25 protein-coding genes, 3 pseudogenes and 1 riboswitch are annotated in these 22,775 nt (G+C 72.4%); of the genes and pseudogenes, 16 read left to right on the plus strand and 12 right to left on the minus strand.

Annotation, left to right across the window (positions count from 1 at the left end):
- Positions 1–45: 45 nt before the first annotated feature.
- Positions 46–738, plus strand: coding sequence for an N-acetylmuramoyl-L-alanine amidase (locus STBA_RS08580; RefSeq protein WP_077058671.1), 693 nt, complete (start codon positions 46–48; stop codon positions 736–738).
- A gap of 22 nt (positions 739–760) precedes the next feature.
- Here the strand turns inward: STBA_RS08580 and STBA_RS08585 are convergent, their stop codons facing one another.
- Both STBA_RS08585 and STBA_RS08590 read right to left on the minus strand, forming a co-directional pair.
- On the minus strand, positions 761–1,042 hold the full coding sequence (locus STBA_RS08585) for a sigma factor-like helix-turn-helix DNA-binding protein (protein ID WP_077058672.1): 282 nt from the start codon (positions 1,040–1,042) through the stop codon (positions 761–763).
- A gap of 174 nt (positions 1,043–1,216) precedes the next feature.
- A pseudogene (locus STBA_RS08590) lies at positions 1,217–1,835 on the minus strand (N-acetylmuramoyl-L-alanine amidase); the annotation flags it as partial.
- A gap of 233 nt (positions 1,836–2,068) precedes the next feature.
- Between STBA_RS08590 and STBA_RS08595 the strand changes: the two are divergent.
- The 5 genes from STBA_RS08595 to STBA_RS08615 all read left to right on the plus strand — a co-directional run bounded on the left by STBA_RS08595 (position 2,069) and on the right by STBA_RS08615 (position 7,154).
- Positions 2,069–2,368 (plus strand): hypothetical protein, encoded by a 300-nt coding sequence (locus STBA_RS08595; protein ID WP_077058673.1) that lies wholly within the window; start codon positions 2,069–2,071, stop codon positions 2,366–2,368.
- Positions 2,369–2,435: 67 nt separating this feature from the next.
- Positions 2,436–3,815, plus strand: a complete 1,380-nt coding sequence (locus STBA_RS08600) for an ATP-binding protein (protein WP_077063192.1) — start codon at positions 2,436–2,438, stop codon at positions 3,813–3,815.
- A complete protein-coding gene (locus STBA_RS08605; RefSeq protein ID WP_077058674.1) occupies positions 3,812–4,474 on the plus strand; it encodes a response regulator transcription factor in 663 nt (220 codons plus the stop codon). The genes STBA_RS08600 and STBA_RS08605 overlap by 4 nt, the downstream gene beginning before the upstream one ends.
- 85 nt (positions 4,475–4,559) lie before the next feature.
- Complete coding sequence (locus tag STBA_RS08610) at positions 4,560–5,972, plus strand: SLC13 family permease (protein ID WP_077058675.1); 1,413 nt, start codon at positions 4,560–4,562, stop codon at positions 5,970–5,972.
- A gap of 12 nt (positions 5,973–5,984) precedes the next feature.
- Complete coding sequence (locus STBA_RS08615) at positions 5,985–7,154, plus strand: glycerate kinase (RefSeq protein WP_077063193.1); 1,170 nt, start codon at positions 5,985–5,987, stop codon at positions 7,152–7,154.
- Between the two features lie 66 nt (positions 7,155–7,220).
- Here the strand turns inward: STBA_RS08615 and STBA_RS08620 are convergent, their stop codons facing one another.
- Positions 7,221–8,138, minus strand: coding sequence for a TIGR03620 family F420-dependent LLM class oxidoreductase (locus STBA_RS08620; RefSeq protein ID WP_077058676.1), 918 nt, complete (start codon positions 8,136–8,138; stop codon positions 7,221–7,223).
- An 81-nt stretch (positions 8,139–8,219) separates the two neighbouring features.
- Between STBA_RS08620 and STBA_RS08625 the strand changes: the two genes are divergently transcribed.
- Entirely contained in the window at positions 8,220–8,804 is a 585-nt protein-coding gene (locus tag STBA_RS08625) for a TetR/AcrR family transcriptional regulator (RefSeq protein WP_077058677.1), read from the plus strand.
- A gap of 27 nt (positions 8,805–8,831) precedes the next feature.
- On the opposite strand, the gene STBA_RS08630 is transcribed toward STBA_RS08625, so the two are convergent.
- On the minus strand, positions 8,832–9,035 hold the full coding sequence (locus STBA_RS08630) for a hypothetical protein (RefSeq protein WP_077058678.1): 204 nt from the start codon (positions 9,033–9,035) through the stop codon (positions 8,832–8,834).
- 241 nt (positions 9,036–9,276) lie between these two features.
- Between STBA_RS08630 and STBA_RS08635 the strand changes: the two genes are divergently transcribed.
- From STBA_RS08635 to STBA_RS08650, 4 genes are all read left to right on the plus strand, one after another.
- Positions 9,277–10,503, plus strand: a complete 1,227-nt coding sequence (locus tag STBA_RS08635; protein ID WP_077058679.1) for a helix-turn-helix domain-containing protein — start codon at positions 9,277–9,279, stop codon at positions 10,501–10,503.
- A 91-nt stretch (positions 10,504–10,594) separates the two neighbouring features.
- Entirely contained in the window at positions 10,595–11,008 is a 414-nt protein-coding gene (locus tag STBA_RS08640; protein ID WP_143659455.1) for a hypothetical protein, read from the plus strand.
- Positions 11,001–11,201 carry a hypothetical protein gene (locus STBA_RS37665; RefSeq protein WP_077058681.1) on the plus strand — a complete coding sequence of 67 codons (201 nt, stop codon included), beginning with the start codon at positions 11,001–11,003 and terminating at the stop codon, positions 11,199–11,201. The genes STBA_RS08640 and STBA_RS37665 overlap by 8 nt, the downstream gene beginning before the upstream one ends.
- Positions 11,198–11,473 carry a hypothetical protein gene (locus tag STBA_RS08650; protein ID WP_077058682.1) on the plus strand — a complete coding sequence of 92 codons (276 nt, stop codon included), beginning with the start codon at positions 11,198–11,200 and terminating at the stop codon, positions 11,471–11,473. Before STBA_RS37665 ends, STBA_RS08650 begins: the two co-directional genes overlap by 4 nt.
- A 196-nt stretch (positions 11,474–11,669) precedes the next feature.
- Here the strand turns inward: STBA_RS08650 and STBA_RS08655 are convergent, their stop codons facing one another.
- The 3 genes from STBA_RS08655 to STBA_RS08665 all read right to left on the minus strand — a co-directional run bounded on the left by STBA_RS08655 (position 11,670) and on the right by STBA_RS08665 (position 13,846).
- Positions 11,670–12,143 carry a DNA starvation/stationary phase protection protein gene (locus STBA_RS08655; protein WP_077058683.1) on the minus strand — a complete coding sequence of 158 codons (474 nt, stop codon included), beginning with the start codon at positions 12,141–12,143 and terminating at the stop codon, positions 11,670–11,672.
- A gap of 84 nt (positions 12,144–12,227) precedes the next feature.
- A complete protein-coding gene (locus STBA_RS08660; RefSeq protein ID WP_077058684.1) occupies positions 12,228–13,001 on the minus strand; it encodes an enhanced serine sensitivity protein SseB C-terminal domain-containing protein in 774 nt (257 codons plus the stop codon).
- Between the two features lie 77 nt (positions 13,002–13,078).
- Complete coding sequence (locus STBA_RS08665) at positions 13,079–13,846, minus strand: enhanced serine sensitivity protein SseB (RefSeq protein ID WP_077058685.1); 768 nt, start codon at positions 13,844–13,846, stop codon at positions 13,079–13,081.
- 144 nt (positions 13,847–13,990) lie between these two features.
- Positions 13,991–14,080: riboswitch (glycine riboswitch) on the plus strand.
- Between the two features lie 171 nt (positions 14,081–14,251).
- Here STBA_RS08665 and gcvT point away from each other — a divergent pair.
- Genes gcvT through STBA_RS08680 form a run of 3 tightly spaced genes read left to right on the plus strand, consistent with a single transcriptional unit; the run spans position 14,252 to position 17,180 of the window.
- Positions 14,252–15,373 (plus strand): glycine cleavage system aminomethyltransferase GcvT, encoded by a 1,122-nt coding sequence (gcvT, locus tag STBA_RS08670; protein WP_077058686.1) that lies wholly within the window; start codon positions 14,252–14,254, stop codon positions 15,371–15,373.
- 45 nt (positions 15,374–15,418) lie between these two features.
- The gene (gene gcvH / locus STBA_RS08675; protein WP_077058687.1) at positions 15,419–15,805 is read left to right on the plus strand and encodes a glycine cleavage system protein GcvH; all 387 of its coding nucleotides are present in this window, start codon (positions 15,419–15,421) and stop codon (positions 15,803–15,805) included.
- 7 nt (positions 15,806–15,812) lie between these two features.
- Complete coding sequence (locus tag STBA_RS08680; protein WP_077058688.1) at positions 15,813–17,180, plus strand: L-serine ammonia-lyase; 1,368 nt, start codon at positions 15,813–15,815, stop codon at positions 17,178–17,180.
- A 5-nt stretch (positions 17,181–17,185) separates the two neighbouring features.
- On the opposite strand, the gene STBA_RS39450 is transcribed toward STBA_RS08680, so the two are convergent.
- Both STBA_RS39450 and STBA_RS08695 read right to left on the minus strand, forming a co-directional pair.
- Entirely contained in the window at positions 17,186–17,806 is a 621-nt protein-coding gene (locus STBA_RS39450; protein WP_079251806.1) for a transposase, read from the minus strand.
- Positions 17,807–18,032: 226 nt separating this feature from the next.
- Positions 18,033–18,425, minus strand: coding sequence for a VOC family protein (locus tag STBA_RS08695; protein WP_216356020.1), 393 nt, complete (start codon positions 18,423–18,425; stop codon positions 18,033–18,035).
- Between the two features lie 131 nt (positions 18,426–18,556).
- On the opposite strand from STBA_RS08695, the pseudogene STBA_RS38720 reads away from it, so the two are divergent.
- Positions 18,557–18,808 (plus strand): annotated as a pseudogene (locus STBA_RS38720) (transposase family protein); the annotation flags it as partial.
- 842 nt (positions 18,809–19,650) lie between these two features.
- Here the strand turns inward: STBA_RS38720 and STBA_RS08705 are convergent.
- Together STBA_RS08705 and STBA_RS08710 are read right to left on the minus strand one after the other, a co-directional pair.
- Positions 19,651–20,685, minus strand: coding sequence for an NADP-dependent oxidoreductase (locus STBA_RS08705; RefSeq protein WP_077058689.1), 1,035 nt, complete (start codon positions 20,683–20,685; stop codon positions 19,651–19,653).
- 92 nt (positions 20,686–20,777) lie between these two features.
- Positions 20,778–21,713, minus strand: a complete 936-nt coding sequence (locus STBA_RS08710; RefSeq protein WP_171987675.1) for an AraC family transcriptional regulator — start codon at positions 21,711–21,713, stop codon at positions 20,778–20,780.
- 164 nt (positions 21,714–21,877) lie between these two features.
- Between STBA_RS08710 and STBA_RS08715 the strand changes: the two genes are divergently transcribed.
- Positions 21,878–22,336 carry a GNAT family N-acetyltransferase gene (locus STBA_RS08715; RefSeq protein ID WP_077058691.1) on the plus strand — a complete coding sequence of 153 codons (459 nt, stop codon included), beginning with the start codon at positions 21,878–21,880 and terminating at the stop codon, positions 22,334–22,336.
- Positions 22,337–22,395: 59 nt separating this feature from the next.
- On the opposite strand, the pseudogene STBA_RS08720 reads toward STBA_RS08715, so the two are convergent.
- Positions 22,396–22,773, minus strand: a pseudogene (locus STBA_RS08720) (transcriptional regulator); the annotation flags it as partial.
- Between the last annotated feature and the right edge of the window lie 2 nt (positions 22,774–22,775).

Raw genomic sequence — 22,775 nt, forward strand, 5'->3', positions numbered from 1 at the left:
GGCGGCGGGGCCTCGGACGTTCTTTCCGACCGGAGGAGATGCGCGATGGGTGAGCATTCCGCGGGTGGGCATTCCGCCGGGCGCGGCCCGCGGGAGCCGCGCGGCGGGCCCGGACGCCGGGCGCTGCTCGTGGGCGGCGCGGCCGGGGCTCTCGGCGTGGGCGGGTACGCGGCGCGGGACACGCTCTCGCGCTGGTGGTGGCGGTACTCGGGGAGCGAGACCCCGCGCGTCGAGGGCGAGGTGGACCACGCGGGCGCCGAGTGGGTCCCCGCGTCCTCCGCCAACTACCGGCAGGCCAGCCGCCCGCGGGACTACGGCATCGACCGGGTGGTGATCCACATGCCGGAGGCCACCTACCCGATCACGCTGCGCGTCTTCCAGGACCCGGGGCACGGGGCCGCGACGCACTACGTGGTCCGTTCCGCCGACGGGCACATAGCCCAGCTGGCCAGGGAGCTGGACGTCGCCTACCACGCGGGGCACCAGGGGTTCAATGAGCGCAGTGTCGGCATCGAGCACGAGGGGTGGGCGGACCGGCCCGAGTACCTGACCGACGCGATGTACGAGTCGTCCGCGCGGCTGGTGGCCGGCATCTGCGACCGGTACGGCATCCCGGTCGACCGCGAGCACATCGTCGGGCACAACGAGGTGCCGGACGTGGTGCGGGTGTGCCCGGGCCCGCACTGGGACTGGGACCGCTACATCGAGCTGGTGCGGCGGGCCGCGGGCGCGGCGTGACGGCGCCAGGTGCCGCGGTGCCTCAGGCCCTGCGGCCCGAGTAGGTCAGCATCAGCGGGAGCGCCGCCGCGGCCCGCTCCGCCGCCTCGGTGCGCGCGGCGGCGCGCAGCGTCCGGCGCGCGCGGCGCAGCCGGAGGCGCGCGGTGGTGCGGCGGACGCCGAGTGCCGCGGCGGCCTCGGCAACGGTGCGGCGGCCGCCGGCGGTGAGGCCGACCAGGGCGCGCTGCGTCTCGGGGAGGGCGGCCAGCGCCGCGCGGACGCGGGGTCCTGCGGCCCTGGCCAGGTCTTCCGGCTCGGTGTGCACGTGAGGTCTCCGTCCTGGTTGTCCGGCCCCGCGGCGGGCGGCGCGGTGCCCTCCCCTGGTTGTCCGTTCGGCGCCGGGCGTCACGGTCTCCGCGCCCATGCCCGATCTGCTGCCCTGTTGAGCCCGTCGGGCTGCCGTCGGTTGCAGTGGAGTTCCCGGTTCAGGGGCGCGGAGTCCAGTCGGCGGCGTGGCCGAGCCGGTCCACGACGCGCTTGCGCACGTCTTTGATGGAGATGCCGGGGCCGCGCGGGTCGACCTTGCCCGGCTGCCATTCGAAGTGGCCGATCACCGAGGTGTCGCCGTCCTTGCCCCAGCCGTGCGCGCGGCAGATCGCGGCCGAGGCCCGCACGATCGCCTCGACCTGCTCCTTCGGCCAGGAGTCGTCGCCGTCGCCGAGGTTGACGCACTCGAAGCCGTAGAAGTGGGGGTTGCCGTCGGTGTCGGAGGCGTTGTCCTTCGGCAGGGAGCGCTCGGCGATGACGGCGTTCAGCACGTCGCCGTCGCCCTTGCCCGCGTGGTTGGCGCGTCCGTGGCCGACCAGGTGGACGGTGCCGTCCTTGGCGATGACGCCGTGGCACAGCGGTCCGGGCAGGTCGGAGCGACCGTCGTAGCACAGCTCGACCGAGCTGTCGGTGCCCGAGGTGGCGGTGTGGTGGATCATCACGCCGTGCACGGGGCCCCAGGCCCCGGACTTGTTGCGGTTGTTGGTGCGCCAGGAACGGTGCTCGACGAGGTCGACGCCTTCGTCGCCGAGCGCTTTCAGGAGTTTGTCCGCAGACAGTGGAGTAGCCATGTACGACTTGTAGGATGAGTCCGGAGTGCGACACAAGGGCACCCCATGCTCCTTCTGGGCCGGAACCGCCCACGTTCTCGCCTTTGAAGGTCAACGCCCCCTGCAATGCGCGTAGTTGGCGTTTGTCAGTGAAACTCGTGAATCTTCCGGTTCGACCGGGTGCTTTCAACAATTAAGATTCCTTCATCCTGCTTTCATGAAGCGCAGCACAGTCCGACCGCAGCCTTGTTCGTATGGCTTTCTCGCACCGCATGGCAGCGCTCGCCGCCGTTGTCCTCATACCCGTGGGCATCGCCGGGACGAGCTACCTGCTCAGTGACGATCCCGAACCGCCCGCGGTCCCCTCCGACGTAGAGCTGGAGGAGCCGTCGCCCACGGTGCCGCCCAACGAAGAAGTGGTGCCAGGGCCCGACCCGACCGAGGTCCCCATCGATGGACACGACCAGCAGCACCTCGACGACGGGGACGACACGGACGACGACCGGGACGACGACGGAGACGAGGACGGGGACGGGGACGACTTCGACGACTGAACGCGGCACCCGGGCGCCCTCACGCGTCTCCGCCCGGTTCCGCATCCTGCTGTGGCTCGTGGTCGTGATGGCCGTCGCGCTCGCCGCCGTCGTCACCACCACGCGGTCGATCCTGCTGCGCGACGTGGAGGAGCGCACCAGCCAGATACTGACCCAGGAGTCCTCCGAGTTCCGCAACTTCGTGTCGCGCGGGCGCGACCCGGGCACCGGGCAGCCGTTCACCGACGCGCGCCGCCTGCTCAACCTCTACCTGGAACGTCAGTACCCGGACCCGGCCGAGGAGCTGCTCGGCTACATCGTGGAGTCGCCGCGGCCCACGGTGATCAGGCAGCCGCGGGACATACCCTCCCGCCTGCCGCTCTTCCAGGACCCCGCCTCGCTGGCACTGATCGCCGAGGACACCGCCCGGACCGGCACGCTGAAGCGGGACAGCGGCGAGGTCAGCTGGGCGAAGGTCCCCATCACGCCCACGGGTGACGAGCCGCCCGCCATGTTCATCGTCGCCTTCCACTCCGACCGCGCACAGTCCTCCGCGCAGAATGTGGTCAACATCCTGCTGGTGATCTCGGGCGTCGCGCTGCTGATGACCTGCGCCGTGGGCTGGGCGGTGGCGGGCAGCATCCTCGCGCCGGTCCGCCTGGTGCGGGCCACCGCGGCGCAGCTCACCGAGCAGGACCTCACGCGGCGCATCCCGATCCGCGGCCGCGACGACATCTCGGCACTCGCAGAAACGTTCAACGCGATGCTCGACCGGCTGGAACGCGCCTTCGCCGCCCAGCGGCGCTTCGTGGACGACGCCGGGCACGAGCTGCGCACGCCCATCACCATCGTGCGCGGCCACCTGGAGCTGATGAGCGAGGGCGAGGGCCCGGAGAGCGTCGCGGAGCGGCGCGAGACGGTGCGGCTGGTCACCGACGAGCTGGACCGGATGAGCCGCATCGTCGAGGACCTGCTGCTGCTCGCCAAGGCGGAACGGCCGGACTTCGTGCAGCCCGCGCCCGTTCAGCTGGCCGAGCTGACCGCCGACGTGTTCGTGAAGGCCAGGGCCCTGGGCGACCGGCGCTGGGAGCTGCCGGAAGTGGCCGAGTGCGAGGCACAACTGGACGCGCAGCGCATCACACAGGCCATGGTGCAGCTCGCGCAGAACGCCGTCGAGCACACCGGCCCCGGGCAGGCCGTGCACATCGGCTCCCGGCTGACCGAGCGGCACGTGGAGCTGTACGTGGCCGACTCGGGGCCCGGCGTCCCGGCCGAGGACGCCGACATGATCTTCGAACGCTTCCGGCGCGGCGACGCCAGGCGCGGCGGCAGGACCGGCGGCGGCAGCGGGGCCGGGCTGGGCCTGTCCATCGTCAAGGCGATAGCCGAGGGCCACCACGGCCGTGTGGACCTGCGCCCCACTCCCGGCGGGGGCGCCACCTTCGTACTCGTACTGGAGACCCCATGAACCGCATCCTCATCGCCGAGGACGAGGAGCGCATCGCCTCCTTCGTCGAGAAGGGCCTGCGGGCCAACGGCTTCACCACCACCGTCGCCGTGGACGGCGACGCCGCGCTCGACTACGTGAGCACCGGCGGCTACGACCTGGTCCTGCTCGATATCGGGCTGCCGGGCCGGGACGGGTTCACGGTGCTGCGCGAGATGCGGGAGTCCCGCGTCACCGTGCCGGTGATCGTGCTGACGGCGCGCGACTCGGTGCGCGACACCGTGGCCGGCCTCGAAGGCGGTGCGGACGACTGGATGACCAAGCCGTTCCGCTTCGAGGAGCTGCTGGCCCGGGTGCGGCTGCGGCTGCGCACCGCGGCCAGGGCGCCCGAGGTGACGGTGCTGCGCAGCGGCGACCTGAGCCTCGACCTGCGAACGCGCCGGGCGCGCGCCGGGGGCGCGATGGTGGACCTGACGGCGCGCGAGTTCGTGCTGCTCGAACTTTTTCTGCGGCACCCGGGACAGGTGCTCTCGCGCGAGCAGATCCTGTCCCACGTATGGGGTTACGACTTCGACCCGGGCTCGAACATCGTGGACGTGTACGTGCGCGCGCTGCGCAAGAAGCTCGGCGCCGCGCGCGTCGAGACGGTGCGCGGCATGGGGTACCGGCTGCCGCAGTGAGGCGCGGGAGGGCGTCGCCCGGCCGATGAAGTTCCCCTCATGAAGGGTTCATCGGTCGCTCACCCGGCGTTCGGAGACTGGTCGGGTGACACTCACCTTCCGTCAGGCCGCGGCGCTGTGCGCGACGCTGAGCTTCTGCGGGCTGCTGCTCGTTCCGCGGAACTTCCCGGAGCTGGCCGGCGACGCGCGCATCACGCTCGCCGTCTTCGCGCTCGCGACCTGCGCCTGGATCGCCTCGTCGATCGACGACACCTACGTCGCGCTCGGCGCCGGTCTGGCCCTGACGGTGACCGGGGTCACCAGCGCGGACGCCCTCTTCGGCACCCTGGGCGACGCGACGATATGGCTGCTGATCTGCGCGTTCGTCCTGGCCGCCGCCGTGGCGGCCACCGGCCTCGCCGGGCGCGCCGCCGCCTTCCTCGTGGGCGGCGCGCGCACGGTGCGGCAGCTGGTGCACCTGACGACGGCGGCCCTGGTCGTCTCGGCCTTCGCGGTGCCCGCGACCTCGGGCCGCGCCGCGCTGGCCCTGCCCGTCTTCCTCGCCCTGGCCCGCGCGCTGGCCGACCGCAAGCGTCTTGTCGTCGCGCTGGCCCTGCTCTTCCCGACCGTGATCCTGCTGTCCGCGGTGGCCACGCTGATCGGCGCGGGCGCCCACCTCATCACCGTCTCGGTGCTGTGGGAGACCACGGGGGAACGGGTCGGCTTCCACGAGTGGCTGCTGCTCGGGCTGCCGCTGGCCGTGGTGTCCTCCCACCTCGCCGCCGAGGTGGTGCTGCTCACGACGACGCGGCGGGCGGACCGGCGCGGGGGCGTGCGGGTCTCCGCCGAGGCGATCGAGGAGCACAGCGAACGGCCGGTGACCGGGCGGCTCTCGCCGGCCGAGACCCGCTGCGCCGCGCTGCTGACCACCGTCGTCGCACTGTGGTGCAGCGAGCCGCTGCACGGGGCGTCGCCCGCCGTGGTCGCGCTGATCGGCGCCGTCGTCGCGACGGCGCCCGCGCTCGGCACGATACGGCTCAAGGACGCGCTGGCCACGGTGCCGTGGTCGCTGCTGCTGTTCATGGCGGCCACCATGGCGATGGGGGTGGCGCTGGCCGAGTCGGGGGCCGCGACGTGGCTGATATCGGGCCTGCCAGGGGACGCCGTCCCCGCGTGGGCGTTCCTCGCCGTCGTCGTCGCGGTGAGCACCGCGGCGCATCTGGTGCTCCAGTCCCGCTCCGCCCGCTCCAGCGTGCTGGTGCCGCTGGTGGTGGCCGCCGCGATGGCCGCGGGGGTCGACCCGGTCGCCGCCGCGCTGGCCTCGACGGCGGCGGCGGGCTTCTGCCACACCCTGCCGGCCTCCGCCAAACCGGTCGCCCTGTTCTCCGATGTGCCCGGCACACCGACGTACACCCCCGGTGACCTGCTGCGGCTGTCCGCGGTGCTCGCCCCGCTCACCGCCGCCCTCGTTCTGCTGTTCGCCCTGGCCGTGTGGCCGCTGTTCGGCGTCACCCCCTGAGGAGTGCCCGTGATCCCCCCGTACCGATTTGCCGTGGCGCCCAGCGGCCTCAAGGAGTCACTGTCCGCCTCCGCCGCCGCCGACGCCATCGCCGAGGGCCTGCTGCGGGCCGCACCCGGCTCGCACATCGACCTGCTGCCCCTGGTGGACGGCGGCGAGGGCACGGCCGAGGCGCTCGCCGCCACGGCCGGCGGCCGGCTGGTCCACCGCACCGCGACCGGACCCGTGGGCTCGCCGGTACCGACGCACTTCGCGCTGCTGAAGGGCACCGCCGTGGTGGAGATGGCCGCGGTCGCCGGTCTTTCGCTGGTCCCGCCGGGGCAGCGCGATCCGGGTGCGACGACGACGTACGGCGTCGGCGAGCTGATCACCGCGGCGCTCGACACCGGGGTGCGGCGCATCCTGGTGGGCTGCGGCGACTCGGGCACGTCCGACGGCGGCGCGGGCGCCCTCCAGGCGCTGGGCGTCCGGCTGCTGGACGCGGACGGACGGGACCTGCCGCGCGGCGGAGCCGCGTTGCGGCGGCTGCACCGCATCGACGCGCGGGGGCTCGACCCGCGGCTCGCCGAGGCCGAGGTGCTGGTCGCGTGCAACCCGTTCAACGTGCTGTGCGGCCCGCGCGGCGTCGCCCGCGTCTTCGGGCCGCAGAAGGGCGCGGGGCCCGCGCTGGTGGAGGAGCTGTCCACGGCGCTCGACCACTGGGCCGGCGTACTGGCCCGCGACCTGGCGCCCACGGGCATCGACCTGCGCACGGGCGCGGGCACCGGCGCGTCCGGGGGCCTGGGTGCCGGTCTGGCCGCCGTGGGCGCGCGGCTGCTGCCGCGCTTCGACGTTCTGCTGGACCACGTCGACCTGGACGCGCGGCTGGCGCGCGCGGACCTGGTGGTCACCGCGGAGGGCGCGCTGGACCGGCAGTCCTCCCGCGGGAAGATCCCGGGCGAGGTGGCCCGGCGCGCGAAGGCGCTCGGCATTCCGGTGCTCGCCCTCGCGGGCACCCTGGGCGAGGGCGCGCACGAGGTCAGGCTGATCGGCGTCGACGCCTGGAGCGGCATCCTGCCCGCGCCGGTCGGCCTGCCGGAGGCGCTGGCGCGCGGCGGGGAGTTCCTGGCCGACGCGGCGGAACGGGCGCTGCGTATGGTACTGCTCGGCAGCCGGATGGCCCGCCCCGCGGTGCGGCCCTGAGCGCACGCTCGGCGCGGCGCCGGAGCGCGGGCCGGCGCGCGCCGGCCCGCAACGTTCCGGTGGGGCTCAGGACAGCTCACGGCCGAGTGCGGCCAGCTCGCGCCAGTGCGCGATCGGTGCCGCGGTGGGGTCGGCGGTGAGCACCTGGAGGCAGACGTGGTCGGCGCCGGCGTCGAGGTGGGCACGCACCCGCGAGCCGATGGCGTCCAGGGCCCGGGGACCGCCGCCCGCCACCAGCGCCTCGACGACCCGGTCGCTCGGCTGCTCGGCGAGTTCGTCGGGCCGGTAGCCCAGGCGGAGCATGTTCCTGGTGTACGCGCCCCCTCCGGCGAGGTAGGCGCCGACATGGGCGCGGGCCAGCTCGCGGGCGGCACCGGGGTCCGGCTCCAGCACGACCGCCTGTTCGACGGCGACCAGCCCCCCAGGGCCGGTCCTGGCGCGGGCGGCCTCGGTGTGGGCGACCGGTACCAGGTAGGGCAGCACGCCGTCGGTCCTGGTGGCGGCCAGATCCAGCATGCGCGGTCCCAGCGCGCCGAGAACGCGGCGGGCGGGGACGGCCGGCGGCGGGCCCTGGAGGGGCACCGCGTCCATCGCGTCGAGGTAGGCGCTCATGGTGGCAACGGCGCGGCCCGCGGAGGGGACGCGGTAGCCGAGGTACATCAGCGGCCGGTCGTCGACCCGGTGTCCGCCGAGCCCGAGGACGAACCGGCCGGGATGCGCCTCGGCCAGCGAGCGCTCCGCGGCGGCCATCGCGATCGGGTCGCGCAGGAAGACGTTCGCGATGCCGGTGCCGACCACCAGCCGCCGGGTGGCGTCCAGCAGCAGCGCGGCCTGCGTCGGCGCGTCCCGGCCAAAGCCCTCACCGAACCACAGCGCGCCGAAGCCGAGCTCTTCGATCTCCGCCGCCAATTCGCGTACACGCGTCGCGGGCTCGGTGTCCAGAGCCGCGGTCCACAGGCCGACGCGGCCGATTGCCGAGTTCATCCGTCCTCCCCAGACGATAGTGAGAACCTCTCATGTTTCACACGTTACTATAGTGAGCAGTCCTCATGTTCCGGAGGTGACGTGAGCCAGGCCCCCAGAACGCAGCGCGCCGATGCACGCCGCAACCGTGAGCAGCTGCTCGACAAGGCCGACGCCGCCTTCCGCCGGCACGGCGTGCGGGCGTCGCTCGCGGAGATCGCGCGCTCTTGCAATATCGCCATCGGCACCCTGTACCGGCACTTCCCGACCCGCGAGGCGCTCCTGGAAGCGCTTCTGCGCGACAGGATCGAGTCCCTGCGCAACCATGCGGAACGGCTCGCCGGTTCCCCGGAACCGTTGGAGGCGCTCATCGAGTGGCTACGGGAGTTCGGCCAGTGCTCGTCTGCCTATCAGGGCCTGCCGGAGTCGGTGGTCGCCACCGCCGGGGACGAGGAGTCGGACCTGCACGCCGGCGTGATGAGCATGCACGCGGCCGCCGGCGCACTTCTGACGCAAGCGCAGCGCAGCGGCGCGGTCCGGCCCGACGTCTCGCGCGCCGAGGTGCTGGCCCTGGCCTGCGGGGCCGCCACCGCGAGCCAGTACGGCACCGCCGACCCCGATCGCCTCCTGCGCCTCGTCGTCGAAGGCATCAGGACGCCCGCCGGAGCCGCAGGGGCCGACGGCTGACGCCGCGCCCACCCCGCTCCCGGCCCTTTACTCCCAGATGTCGGGCCCGCCGCCGCGCCATTCGAAGAGGCCGGGGTCGCGCAGGTCCACGTCGTCCGGGTCGAGCCCGGCGCGCCGCAGGAATTCGAGCAGCTCGCCGAGCGACCTCGCGCGGCCGAGGATTTCGCCGTTCGCGCGCACCCGCCGCCCGCCGCCCTCGGTCAGCGGATAGACGACGATGCGTGTGGCCATGCGCCAAGCGTGCACCCCGGCGCGCGCCCGCGCACCCCCAGCGGCGCACGCAGGTCCGGAACGTTCGGCCCGGGAAAACGGCCTCAGGTTTCGTTCCCGGACGCCGCCGCGGGACCCGCAGGGCCGACCGGCGCGAAGCCGCGCGCGGGCGTTCCGTCTGTGCTCGACTGAGGTCAGCGCAAAGGAAATCCCCGCTCTATGCTGGCAAGTGACGAGCAAGCCTCGCAGGACGGGGACTGTCATGCACGACGAAAGCTCAGCGGGAGATCAGCTTCGATACCTCCGCAGGAGCCGCGGCCTCACCCAAGAGTCCCTGGCCGAGCGCGCCGGCCTGCGCCCCGGGGTGGTGAAGAAGATCGAGGGCGGCGGGAACGCCAGGATCGAGACCTACCACGCGCTCGCACGTGCCCTCGACGTGCGGACCAGCAGGCTGTTCGAATCGGGCCCGCCCCACCGCGACCGGCGCGGCGATGAGGACAACCTCGTGCTCATGCCCCTGCGGCAGGCGATCGCCCCGGCTGTCGGTGCCGCCGGGCCACTGGCCACGTGCGGGACCGTGGAGCCGGACCCGGACCTCGCGCAGATGCGGCGCACCTCGGACGCATTGGCCGACTCGTACCACCGCGACGAGTACGCCACCGTTGCCGAGGTGCTGCCGCCTCTCATTCACTCGGCGCACCTTGCCGTGCGTCATTTCGATGGCGGGGCGGACCGCACCGAGGCACTGCGGCTGCGTGGCCGAGTCCTTCAGATGGCCGGGCGGTACCTGGTTCAGGTCCGCGCCTATGACCTCGCGCAGACGGCGCTCCGGCACGCTGTGGAGGACGCGGCCACTTCCGGGGATCAGGCAGGGGTGGCCGCAGCGGTCTACCAGCAGGGCTGGCTACTGATCCGTCAGGGACGCCTCGATGAGGCCGAGCAGGTGTCCGTGGTGACTGCGGATGACGCCGAGCCCCGTATCTCACGAGCGTCGCGGGCAGCACTCGGTGCGTGGGGCAAGCTGCTCGTTCATGCTTCTTCGGCGGCGGCTCGGAACAACCGCCCGAACGAGGCGCGTGAGATGCTGCGGCTGGCCCGGACCGCTGGGGTCGCCCTTGGGGGCGCCACGGCGGTGGACAACGGCAGTTGGGGGCGCTTCGACTGGCGCACGGTGGCCTACCAGGCGATCGAGAACCAAATGGTCGCTCAGCGCCCCACGCGGGCGCTGGCGCTGGCGGCACGGATGCCGCCGCTGCCCAAGGGGCAGACGTTCGGACGGCGGCACCTTCTGGATGTGGCGCAGGCCCACGCGATGCTGCGGCAGAGCGACGACGCGTTGGGGATTCTTGCGTCGCTGCGCTCCGAGACTCCGGAGTGGCTGCGCCATCAGCGGTTGGCCGCTGATGTGTTCCGTGATGCGCGGCGCGCGCGGCGGCGCGCTCTGTCGAGGGAGCAGCGGGCCCTCGGGGAATTTTTGGGAGCCCAGTAAGTACACGGTCCGTGTCTGTCCGCGTGCTCCCGGTATGGATGGGCATGGAACGTGCCTGGGGCAGCTGGTCGGGCGTCAGTAGCGTCCCAGCATGGCCGAAATCGAGGCGGTGCCGGACTGGATGCCGCATAAGGGCGTGGAATCGTTGCCATGCGGCAGATGGTTCGACGGCGTGGGACTGCCGACGTTCGTCGGGCTGCGTGTGGTCAGCCGTCTGCGGGAGCGGTCGGGGCCGGTCGTTCAGGATCAGGTTGCCGATGTGCTGACGTGGCTGGTGCTGCCCGGTGCGGCGGAAGAGTGGGAGGAACGGGCGCCGGGGGTGGACATCGTGCGCGGGCCGCGGGTGGTTGCGGTGCCGCCCGCGGCGTGGTGTGAGGGGCCGTGGACCGGTGGCTCGGCGATCCGGTGGTTGATCCGCCCGACTCCGACGTGCCTGACCGATCCGCCGGTGCTGCTCGACGCACTGCGGCACGTCCTCCCGCCACGGGGAGACCACCGTGCCTGACACGCCCCTGCCCGTCCTGCTGATGGGTCTTGACCTGGAACGGGACCTGTCGCCGCGACAGTGGTCCGGGACCGCCTGCGTACTGTGCCGGACCTGGCTCGGCCACCACCCCGGCGAGCGCTCCCGCGTCCTGGCCACTGTGAACGGCCGCCCGCTGCGCGCCTGCGCCCCCGGCTGCGGGGTGCGGCCGTGAACGCCGGGGTACTGGTATCGGTCGAGGTGGACGCCGCCACCATCGCCCGCGGCGACCAGATCATGATCGGCGGCCACACGTTCACCGTCACCGACATGACCGCCATGCGCGGCGGAGCGAAACGCCTGGTCTTCAGTTCAGGCGAGTCATTCGTCATGACCCGTACCACCGTGCTGTGGGCCGCCCGCCGCCACACCCCCCGCCGATACCGCCCACGACAGCCACCGCGCGGGACTGGGCCCGTCCCAGCGCAGAAAGGGACACCGGAATGAGCACCACCACCGCAGGTCCCCGGACGAGGAGTTCGCGGTCGTCACAGCGACCGTCCTGGGCAACTACCCCAGCATGTGCGCCCGCACAAAGGCCCCGGCCAGCGCCCGGAGCGGTGCGGTCGGGGCTCGCTGCGTCGCCCTGTCACGTGTCGTGACGGCCGTGTCCCCAGGTCAGCGCGCCGAGACGGGCCCGGCCTCAGGACTCGTTCTCGGCCTGGAACATCCAGTGGTGCTTCTCCAGCTCCTTCGTGAGCTGGATCAGCACGTCCTCGGTGACGGAGTCGACCGGGCCGACCTCGTCCAGGCGCTCGCGCATGCGGACGATGACCGCGCCCAGCGCGTCCACCATCGTGCGGACGGCCTCGGTGTCCTGCTGCCAGCCGTCGGCGACCTTGCCGATCCCGGTGGCCGCCGCGACCGTCGAGGCGCGGCCGTCCGGGGAGAGGCCCAGGGCCGCGGCGCGCTCGGCCACCGTGTCGGAGTGGGAGCGCGCGGTGTCCACGACGTCGTCGAGCTGGAGGTGCACCGAGCGGAACCGGGGGCCGAGCACGTTCCAGTGCGTCTGCTTGGCGATCAGGGAGAGATCGATCAGATCCACCAGCGCGCCCTGGAGCGCCTCGCCCACCGTCTTCAGCGTGGCCTCCGGCAGCGTGCTTTTGATGGCGTACATGCGGGCGTCCCCTCTCCTGTGTCTGTGAACGTGACGGGTAACCCGGAAAGGCCGCCCGAAACCACCCCGGGACTCAGCCCGGACTCAGTACGGGCGCGGGTAGCCGTAGCCGTGCCGGCGGGGCGGGGCGGGGCCCGAGCCGTCGCCGGGTGCGTCCCGGTCGTAGAACGGGCGGGCGTTGGCCCGCAGCCACATCGCAACCGGGTCGAAAGCGTCGGCCATCGCGACCGTGCCCACCGGCAGGCCCTCGGGCACCGCGGTGATCGCCCGGCTCATCATCTGCCGCACCGCCTCCGCCGTCTGTTCCGCGGTGTCGTCCACGTCCAGGCCGATCACGAGGTAGGCGGGGCCGACCGCGGGGCGCACCCAGGCGCGTCGCAGGCTGCGCAGCGCCCGCGTGCGCCGGGCGTGCAGCGTGAGTTGCGCGTAGAACGCGTCCGCGCGGATGCTGGGTTCGCTGATACGCAGCGGGCCGGCGGGCAGCCGGTCGAGGCCGCCGGCGATGCGGCGCAGGTCGAGCCACGGGATGCCGAGGCCGCCGCTCTCCGCGTGCGGGTTGAGCCACAGGCCCCAGTGCTCGGGGTAGAGGGCCGCGGCGATGTCGCGGCCGGCGACCACCTCGTGCGCGCGCGTCCAGCCGCTCGCGGTCAGCTCCCGTTCCGAGGTGACGCACGGCGCGTAGCCGTGCCCCGCCACGTCCACGCTGCCGTACTGCGCGTCCGGCTCACCGGGGCGGCCGTGCCACAGCAGCATCAGGACCTCGCTGGTGGCGAGCGCGCCGAGCAGCTTCTCGTAGGTGTCGAGGCGGTCGGGGGTGATCCGGGGCAGCAACTCCTCGACGCCCTCTTCCGCACTCACCTGGTCCGGACCTCCTCGCGCCCCTCGGATGCACTGTGCCCGGCAGCCGCCCGTCACATGCCCCTCACCGAGGGCGCTTAGACGTCACGCGTGTAGAACGGCTGCACACATTCCCGCAGCCAGTCCACCACGGGGTCCTCGGCCGCATCCAGCATGACGAGTTGCACCGGCCAGGCGACCGGTCGCGCGGCGAGCGCACGCCCCAGCGCATCGCCGGCGGCCGCACGCCCTTCCTCATCCGGCTCGTCCAGCTCCACGCCGATGAACAGGCTCGGCGGCGCTCCCTCGGCGCTGGCGAGGCCGCGGCGGGCGGTCCTGACCGGCCACACCTGCGCCAGCTCGGCCGCCGCCGCGTTCAGGAAGTCGACCGGCTCGCTCTGCCAGTCCGGCTGGAACAGACGCATCCGCGCGCCGGAGGGCACGCCGGGCGTGCGCCGGCCCGGGGTGGCGCGGCACAGTTCCGCCACCGCGGCGGGCGGCACCGGAACGCCGACCGTGCCGCCCGGGTTGACGGCGATGCCGACCTGCGGCGGCAGTCCGCGGGCGAACTGCCAGGCGGGCGCGACGCTGAACGGGAGGTGCGAGGCGCCGCCGAGGTGCAGCTGCTCCGCGGAGCTGAACACCGGGACGTACACGCCGCCGTTCAGCTCGATGGTGGGCAGGTCGAGGGTGCGGCTCTCCGGCCCGCCGCCCTCGGGCAGCGGGACCCACACGGCGCTGCGGGCCAGGGTCTCAAGCAGGCGCGGGGCGGCGTCGTTGGCGCCGAGGGCACCGGCGAGCGTCTCCTCCAGCTCGTTGCTCGGCCAGCCGCCCCCGTAGCCGGGGCCCTGCCGCGGAACACTCATCTCGTTCGACCACCATCTCATCAGGTCCGGGAACGCCGCCCCAGACCTTAGTACGGGCGGCGATCGGGAACGGGGCGGGCGGCCTGCCGCCCCGGTCCGTGCGATGATGTGTCCGCAGCACGACACAATCGCATACCGGCCGTTCGACCACGCGCGGGAGAGTCCCCGGTCACCGGGGCGCCGAAGGAGCAAGTCCTCCCTTGAATCTCTCAGGCCCCGCACCGCGCGCGGGAGGCGAATCTGAAAAGCGGGCCGTCCACTTCGGCACGGCCCCACCCACGGTGCAAGCCGCCGCCCGCCAGGGCCGCGACGAACCTCTCAGGTGCCGATGACAGATGGGGAGGGCCCGGAAGCCTCACGCCCCCTGCCCTCCTGCCGCTGCCCATCGCCTCCTGGAGACCGCCCATGACGGACGTCACCCCCCGGACGACGGCGCTCGACGCCGTGCACCGCGCCCTCGGCGCCACCCTCACCGACTTCGCGGGCTGGTCGATGCCGCTGCGCTACGGCAGTGAGCGGGCCGAGCACCAGGCGGTGCGCTCCGCCGCGGGCCTGTTCGACCTCTCCCATATGGGCGAGCTGACGGTGACCGGGCCGCAGGCGGGCGCGCTGCTCGACCACGCGCTCGTCGGCCGCCTGAGCGGCCTGGCGGTGGGCCGGGCCCGTTACACCATGATCTGCGATGCCGCGGGCGGCATCCTGGACGATCTGATCGTCTACCGGCTCGCCGACGCGGAGTACCTGGTGGTCGCGAACGCGGCCAACGCGCAGACCGTGCTGGACGCGCTGGGCGCACGCCGGGGGGCGTTCGACGCCGAGGTGCGCGACGACCGCGCGGCGTACGCGCTGATCGCCGTCCAGGGCCCGGCCGCCTCCGGCATCCTCGGGCGCCTGACCGACGCCGACCTGGCGGGCCTGAAGTACTACGCGGGCCTGCCCGGAACGGTCGCGGGCCGCCGCGCACTGATCGCCCGCACCGGGTACACCGGCGAGGACGGCTTCGAGCTGTTCTGCGCACCGGCCGACGCCGAGCCGCTGTGGCAGGCGCTCACCGAGGCCGGGCGGCCCGACGGGCTGGTGCCCTGCGGTCTTGCGTGCCGCGACACGCTGCGGCTTGAGGCCGGCATGCCGCTGTACGGGCACGAACTGACCACCGCCACCACCCCGTTCGACGCCGGACTCGGGCGGGTGGTGAAGCTCGACAAACCGGGCGGCTTCGTGGGCCGCGAGGCCCTGGCCGCCGCGGCGGAACGGGCCGCCGCCGGGCCGCCGCGCGCGCTCGTCGGGCTTGTGGCCCGCGGCCGGCGCGTGCCGCGCGCCGGGTACGCGGTGGTGAACGCCGCGGGCGCCCCCGTCGGCGAGGTCACCTCCGGCGCGCCGTCGCCGACCCTGGAGCGGCCGATCGCCATGGCGTACGTGGACCCGGAGTTCGCCGCGCCGGGCACCGAGGGCGTGTGCGTGGACATTCGCGGCAGCCGCGAACCGCACGACGTCGTGGCGCTGCCGTTCTACCGTCGCCAGAAGTAATCCCACAAGCTGAAGACAACCGCGATCTCCCAGGAGAGCCACCCCATGAGCAACCCCCAGCACCTGCGCTACAGCAAGGAACACGAGTGGCTGACCGCCGCCGACAACGGCGTCGCCACGGTCGGCATCACCGAGTACGCGGCCACCGCGCTCGGCGACGTCGTGTTCGTCCAGCTGCCGGAGACCGGGTCCGCCGTCACCGCGGGCGAGCCCTGCGGCGAGCTGGAGTCGACCAAGTCCGTCAGCGACCTGTACGCCCCGGTGTCCGGCGAGGTCACCGAGGTCAACCAGGACGTGGTGGACGACCCGGCCCTGGTCAACTCCGCGCCGTTCGAAGGCGGCTGGCTGTTCCGTGTGCGCCTGGACACCTCGGCGGGCGAGCCGGAGGGCCTGCTGTCCGCCGACGAGTACACCTCCTTCACCAGCGAGTGAGCACGCCGTGGCCCTCTCCGCCTTCGACCTGTTCAGCATCGGCATCGGCCCCTCCAGCTCGCACACCGTCGGCCCGATGCGCGCCGCCGGGATGTTCGTCCGCAGGCTGAAGAACGAAGGGCTGCTGGCCCACACCGCCACCGTGCACGCCGAGCTCTTCGGCTCGCTCGGCGCCACCGGGCACGGCCACGGCACCCCGAAGGCGGTGCTCCTCGGCCTCCTCGGCCACACCCCCGACACCGTGGACACCGACCGCGCGGACGAGGAGGCGGAACGGGTCCGCCGCGAGCGTTCCCTGCCGCTGCTCGGCGTCCACCCGGTCCCGTTCGACCAGGACACCGACCTGGTGCTGCACCGCCGCCGCGCCCTGCCGTACCACGCGAACGGCATGACGCTGCGCGCGGACGACGGCGCGGGCCGCCCCCTGCTGGACAAGACGTACTACTCGGTGGGGGGCGGCTTCGTCGTCGACCATGACGCGGTCGGCGCCGACCGCATCCGGCTGGACGACACCGCGTTGCGCCACCCGTTCCGCACCGGCGACGAACTGCTGCGGATGACGCGGGAGACGGGCCTGTCGGTGTCCGGCCTCATGCTGGAGAACGAACGGGCCTGGCGCACCGACACCGAGATCCGCGCCGGGCTGCTGCGCATCTGGGAGGTGATGGCCGCCTGCGTCGACCGCGGCCTGCGCACCGAGGGCATCCTGCCCGGCGGCCTGAAGGTCCGCCGCCGCGCCGCGGCCTCCGCGCGCCGCCTGCGCGGCGAGGGGGACGGGGCGGCGCTCGCGATGGAGTGGGTCACGCTGTTCGCGATGGCGGTCAACGAGGAGAACGCGGCGGGCGGGCGCGTGGTGACCGCCCCGACGAACGGCGCGGCCGGCATCGTGCCCGCCGTGCTGCGTTACTACGTCGACTACGTGCCGGGGGCCGACGAGGAGGGGATCGTCCGCTTCCTGCTGGCCGCCTCGGCGATCGGGATGCTGTTCAAGGAGAACGCGTCGATCTCCGGCGCCGAGGTCGGCTGCCAGGGAGAGGTCGGCTCCGCCTGCTCGATGGCGGCCGGCGGCCTCGCCGAGGTCCTGGGCGGCAGCCCCGAGCAGGTCGAGAACGCCGCGGAGATCGGTATCGAGCACAATCTCGGCCTCACCTGCGATCCGGTGGGCGGCCTCGTGCAGATTCCGTGCATCGAACGGAACGGGATGGGCGCCGTCAAGGCGATCACCGCCGCCCGCATGGCCCTGCGCGGCGATGGCAGACACCACGTGTCGCTGGACAAGGCGATCAAGACGATGAAGGACACCGGGGCCGATATGAGCGTGAAGTACAAGGAAACGGCCCGCGGCGGCCTCGCGGTGAACATCGTCGAGTGCTGACCGCACTACCCCTGACGTGCAAGAACAGCTCTTTCACGTCTATCCGGCCCTTCCTGGCTTGCACGGTGGAAAGTCCCTGGAAACTCCCTCGGACAGGACAGAAAGTCCCTGAAAAGTCCCTGGAGCATCCCAGAGGGACGGGGCACTGACCAGCCCGTTTGCAGGGGGCCTACGGGGGCCTGGCCTCCCGAAGGCAGGTGCTCGGCGGAGCGATAGGCCTTGTCGGCCCAGAGCTTGTCCGGCCGTCGGCGGCGTGGTCCGCGCCGGGGACGGACCGCGGGTACCCCTCCGACCAACGGCCGCAAGGTGTGGGGGTCGTGGACGTTGGCACCCGAGACGCCGACGGTCAGCGGGGTCCCCTGGGCGTCGGACAGAACGTGCAGCTTGCTGCCCTTCTTGCCCCGGTCAACTGGATTCGGCCCGGTCAGCGGTCCCCTTTCGTCGCGCGCACGCTCGCCGCGTCCACGATCGCCGAGGTCCAGTCGAGCTCGCCCCGTGGGCCGAGCTCCGTCCAGGACCGCCCGGTGCAACCGGCGCCGGACTCCCGCTTCGGTCCATGCGGCGAACCGGCGATGGGCGGTGGCCGGCGAAACCCCGAAGTCCCCTGTGTAGTAGCTGCCAGGCACACCCGCTGATCAGTACCTACACCACCGCGGCGAACACCGCCCGCTCGTCCACCGGAGCCGCACCTCCGCCCTGCGGAAGGGACTTGAAGACCGGCAACAACGGGGCAGTCAGCTCCCACAGGCCGTCCGGCACCAGCCGACGTGAAAGATCAGAAACCACGAGGCAACATCGTCCCTCACCGCCAGGTCGCCACGTGAGGCGACCTCTCAGCGCCGATCTGCGCCACTATTCGTGGAAATGCTCGAACATGACGTCGTAGCCGTCCGGATCGAGTCCGAAGAAGACACTCGCCCAGCCGACGTTCATCGGCTCCGCCGTAATCGGGAGACCTTCGTTCTGCCAGAGCAGGTACGACTGGTGGATGTCCTTCGACGGGATCGTGAGGACGAACCCAAGTCCGAGCGGCCCCTGTTTCGTCGCCTGTTCCCGTTCGGCGGTGTGGTACGGATGCGCACAGAGGTCGGACAGAATCAGCCACGTATGTCCGAACGTCAGGTAGCACAAGTCCGACTGCTCGTCGTTCGGAATCTCCTTGAACCCGCACCTCAAATACAGCACCCGCGATCGTTCGAGATCTCGTACGCGTAGCCCGACCTTCAGCTGCTTCGATCCCATCATCACACCTCCACTCTACGGGAGGCATGTGGCACTCGGAGTGCCACATGGGACACGTAAGACGGGTCTGTCCAATGAATGACTCTGTCACGTAATCGGTGGTGAGGAAGCGTGTTCCTGATCGTTGACTGCGCATGCGGGAGGTCAACTCCCTTGTGAGGCCAGCACTTTCTGGGCTGTCGTCGCTTTTGGTCGTCGAGGCTGTGACGGACGAGGGCGGGGTGGTCCGTGTGTCGGCACGGACCCGGGAGGAGCCGGTTCCGTGTCCGGTGTGCGGGATGCCGACCGCGAGGGTGCACGGTTTCCATGGGCGCACGGCGGCGGACGTACCGGTGGACGGTCGGCGGGCAGAGGTGTCGGTGCGGGTGCGGCGCCTGGTCTGCCCCTGACGGGCCGTGTTTCGCCTTCTCCGCTGAGGCATGGTCGGAGTTCACGGATGCGGTGCTCGCCGACACAATCCGCCTGCACTGAGTACCGAGATACCTTCCGATGCCGGCCCGGCCCTCCGCGAGGCTCCGGGCCGGTTCGCGTGTCTCCTGCTCTCCCTGCCATCCGTCGCCGCCGAGTCGCCTTCCCGCTGCGCAGCCGTAAGCGGGTCGGCTCGCAGCTGGCGTTGCTCTCGTCGCGGGATGGGTAGGTGCCCATCAATTCGAGGAACGTCCTGCGGAAACCCGTCGGCGATGGGGACACTCCGATCCCGACAACGTTGTCCGCATCGCAATGTCCGCGAGGATGCCATGCCCCAACGAGAACGGCCCCCGGACGACACCAAGTCGATGCCCGCCTGGTTGGGCATTGAGCTACGGAACTGGCGGAAGACACGAAGCCTGAGCACCGACGCACTGGGGAAAAAGTCCAGCTCAGCAAGACGTCCGTCGAGCGAATCGAGAAGGCGGAGCGTTCGTGCACCGCAGAGCCGACGGCCCGATTCGACGACGCGTTGCAGGCCGGCGGTGCTCTCCGTCGCCTCTGGCAGCGGGTGGAGAACGATGCGGACAGCCCAGTAGGGGTAGCGGCGAACGACCGCATCGATTCACAGCCTGAGGGCAGGATGGCTACAGCGAATTCTTCCCTGGAGCTGTCCGCCGTGGAGCGCCGCGCCTTCCTCACCGCCGGCGGCATCGCCCCCTTCGCCGCTGGCCCCATCTCCGATCCGGCCCCGCAGTCCGGGACAAGCGGATTACCGAAGAGTGTGCGGCCGGAAGACATCGCCCAAATTTACGGCGGTTCAGGAATCGTCCGGTGCGACCCGGACCACGACCTTGCCCCGGCTGTCGCCGCGGAAGATCCGCTCCAGCGCCGCGGGCGCGTGCTCGAGCCCGTCCACGACGACCCGCGCGTGCCTCAGGCGGCCGTCGGCGAGCCGTTCCGCCAGTTCCGCGGTGATCTCGTCGAAGCGGTCGGCGTGGTCGGTGACCAGGAATCCGCGCGCGATGGCGCGCTGCTCGACCAGTTCCACCAGGTTGCGCAGGCCGTGCCGCTGGCTGGGATCCGCGCTGTAGTCGGCGATCATCCCGCACAGCGCCAGGCGTGCACCGGTGTTGATCCGGGTCAGCACGTGGTCGAGGATCTCGCCGCCCGCGTTCTCCACGTCCGCGTCGATCCCGTCCGGCGTGGCCTCGTCGACCCGCTCGCGCCAGTCCGGGGCACGACGGTCCACGCAGGCGTCGAACCCCAGCTCCTCGACGACGTAGCGGCACTTCTCCGCACCTCCCGCCACACCGACCACACGCGCGCCGCGCTCCTTCGCGAGCTGGCCGGCGATCGAGCCCACCGCGCCACCGGCCGCGGAGACCACCAGCGTCTCGCCTGGCCCCGGGGCGGCGATCTCCACGGCGAGCCACGCGGTGACGCCGGTCATCCCGAGCACGCCGAGCAGGTCCTCCGGCGGGGCGGGCAGCGGGTCGGGCAGCACGGTGAACGGCGATTCCAGCACGGCGTCGTCGGCGATCCGGTAGTCCTGCCAACCGGTCCAGCCCATCACGTGCGCGCCGATCGGCAGGTCGTCGCGGCGCGAGTCCACGACCCTTCCGATGCCCGCGCCGCGCATCACCTCGCCGATCTCCACGGGCGGCAGATCGCTGCGGATGTCGCTCATGAAGACCCGGCTCGACGGGTCCACCGACAGCACCAGGGTCCGCACGAGCGCCTGCCCGTTCGCGAGCGGCGCGACCTCCTCCTCCACAAAGTCCAGTGGGGCCTCCTCCGCCAGGCCCGCGGGCCGCTCGCGCAGCCGGAACGCCCGGTTGGACAGCACGGTCATCAGTGTTCTCCCTCGTCACCACCCCGCCGATCGGGGCTCCGGGGCCGAGTCTCGGCGTACCGAGGGCGGTGGCGCCGGGTACGGGCGCGTCGTCAGGGGGTACCGATCGGACGTCCGGGAGCCGCGTCGCGGTGGCGGAGGCGGTACTCGTGCGGGGACACCCCGTGCGCCGCGCGGAACCGCCGGTGAAGGTGGCTGGTGTCGAAGAAGCCCCAGCGCCGGGCCAGCACTTCCACGGTGGCGTCGCCGGTCAGGAGGTCCTCGCGCACGCGGGCGAGCCGCTTGGCGCGCAGCACGCCGGTGAAGGTTCCGCCGCGCTCGGCGAACAACCGGCCGAGGGTGCGCACGGAGATGCCGTGCGCTGCCGCCACCTGGTCCGCCGACAGGTCACGGCGGCCGAGCCGGGTGTCGAGGTAGTGCTCCACGGCGGCCCACCGGGCGGGCTGCAAGCTCTGCGGGTCCAGCGGCGTCGCCGGCCTCAGCGCGCCCCACACCAGTTCCAGCATCGCGTTGCGGGCCGCCACGGCGACCGGACCGGACGACGGGACCGGCGTCGCGTCGAGTGCGTCCAGGTAGCCGGTCAACAGGTGCACGGCGGGCACGCGGCCGGCCACCGGGTCACCGGCCGTCAGCGGGCAGCCCACCTCGTGCAGGACCCGGCGCGGCACGACGAGGCTGCGCGTGGTGACGGGATCGACAGCGGTGAACCGGGTCGGGCGGTCGCTCTCCCAGACGACGGCGTCGCCAGCCCCGAGCGACCATTCCGCACCGTCCTGACGGAACACCTCGTGGCCGGAGCGCACGATGCGGACTACGAGGAAGTCGCCGTCGGTCGCGGCGATCTGCCGCGCGCCCCGCGCGCCACCGAAGGGGCCGGACGTCCGGTCGACCACCACGACGTCGTTGAGCCTGCGCCGCCGGACCTCCGCGCGGAACGTGCTCGCGTCCGGCCGGGGCGGGACCCGCAGCGCCCAGGGCAACCACGGGTCCGACAGGACCGCCGCCCACTCGTCAGCGTCGTCGTGCACGGTTCCAGCGTAGGCGGTGATCGGCGCGATCACGGGCCGTGATGGACACATGGCCGACGTCCCCGGGCGGGTGAAAGTCCCTGAGCAGGACACGCTCCTTTCGCAGCCACTAGGTTCGTCTGACCGAAGAGTGAGTGACGGGCGTCAGGCAGGCAGGCAACTCGATGTTGATCAGAGCGGCGCGGGCCGAGGAGGCCGGGGCATTGAGCGAGCTGGCCCTTCGTTCGAAGGCGTACTGGGGCTACAGCGATGCCTTTATCGCCGCTTGCCGCGAGGAGTTGCGCCTCCACCCCGGCGACATCGAACGCCGGCGGACCACCGTGGCGGAACGGGAGGGCCGCGCGATCGGGTTCGCGACCCTCGACGGTGAGCCGCCGGAGGGTGAGTTGGGGATGCTGTTCGTGGACCCGCTCGCCATCGGGCAAGGTGTCGGCCGTCTCCTGTTCAACCACACCCTCGATGCGGCGCGCGGCCTCGGCTTCACCCGCCTGACGCTCAGCGCCGACCCCAACGCGGAGCCGTTCTACCGCTTGATGGGGGCGGTACGTGTCGGCTCGGAGCCTTCCGGGTCGATTCCGGGGAGAGAGCTTCCCCTGATGGCGGTGGACCTGACGGCTCGATGAACGCCGAACCGGGTTGCCGGGTCCGGTGAGCCGGATGCGGCTGGGGCGCCGCGGGGCGATCAGCTGGGTCTCGCGTCGGCGGCAGCGGCGTCTCGGGCAACTGCCCAGACGGCGAGGAGGCGCAGGTCCTCTTCGGCGGGAGATTCGGGCTCGGCGGTGTAGATGGTGAGGGTGAGGCCGGGGTCTGCGGCCATGTCGAGTCCTTCGTAGGCGACGGCGAGGTCGCCGACGGCATGGTGGTGGAACGTCTTGGTGCCGCTGCCGTGATGGCGGACGTTGTGGGCGCCCCAGCGGGTGCGGAACGCGTCGCTGCGGGTGGACAGTTCGTTGCGGCCGGCCTCGGTGTGCAGGATGCCGGCACAGGTGCCGGCAAAGAGGTCCCAGTCGGGGTGGAAGCGGCGGGCGTCGGGGCTGAGGAAGGTGAAGCGGGCGAGGTTCC

This window comes from Streptomyces sp. MP131-18, assembly GCF_001984575.1.
Lineage (GTDB): Bacteria > Actinomycetota > Actinomycetes > Streptomycetales > Streptomycetaceae > Streptomyces > Streptomyces johnsoniae.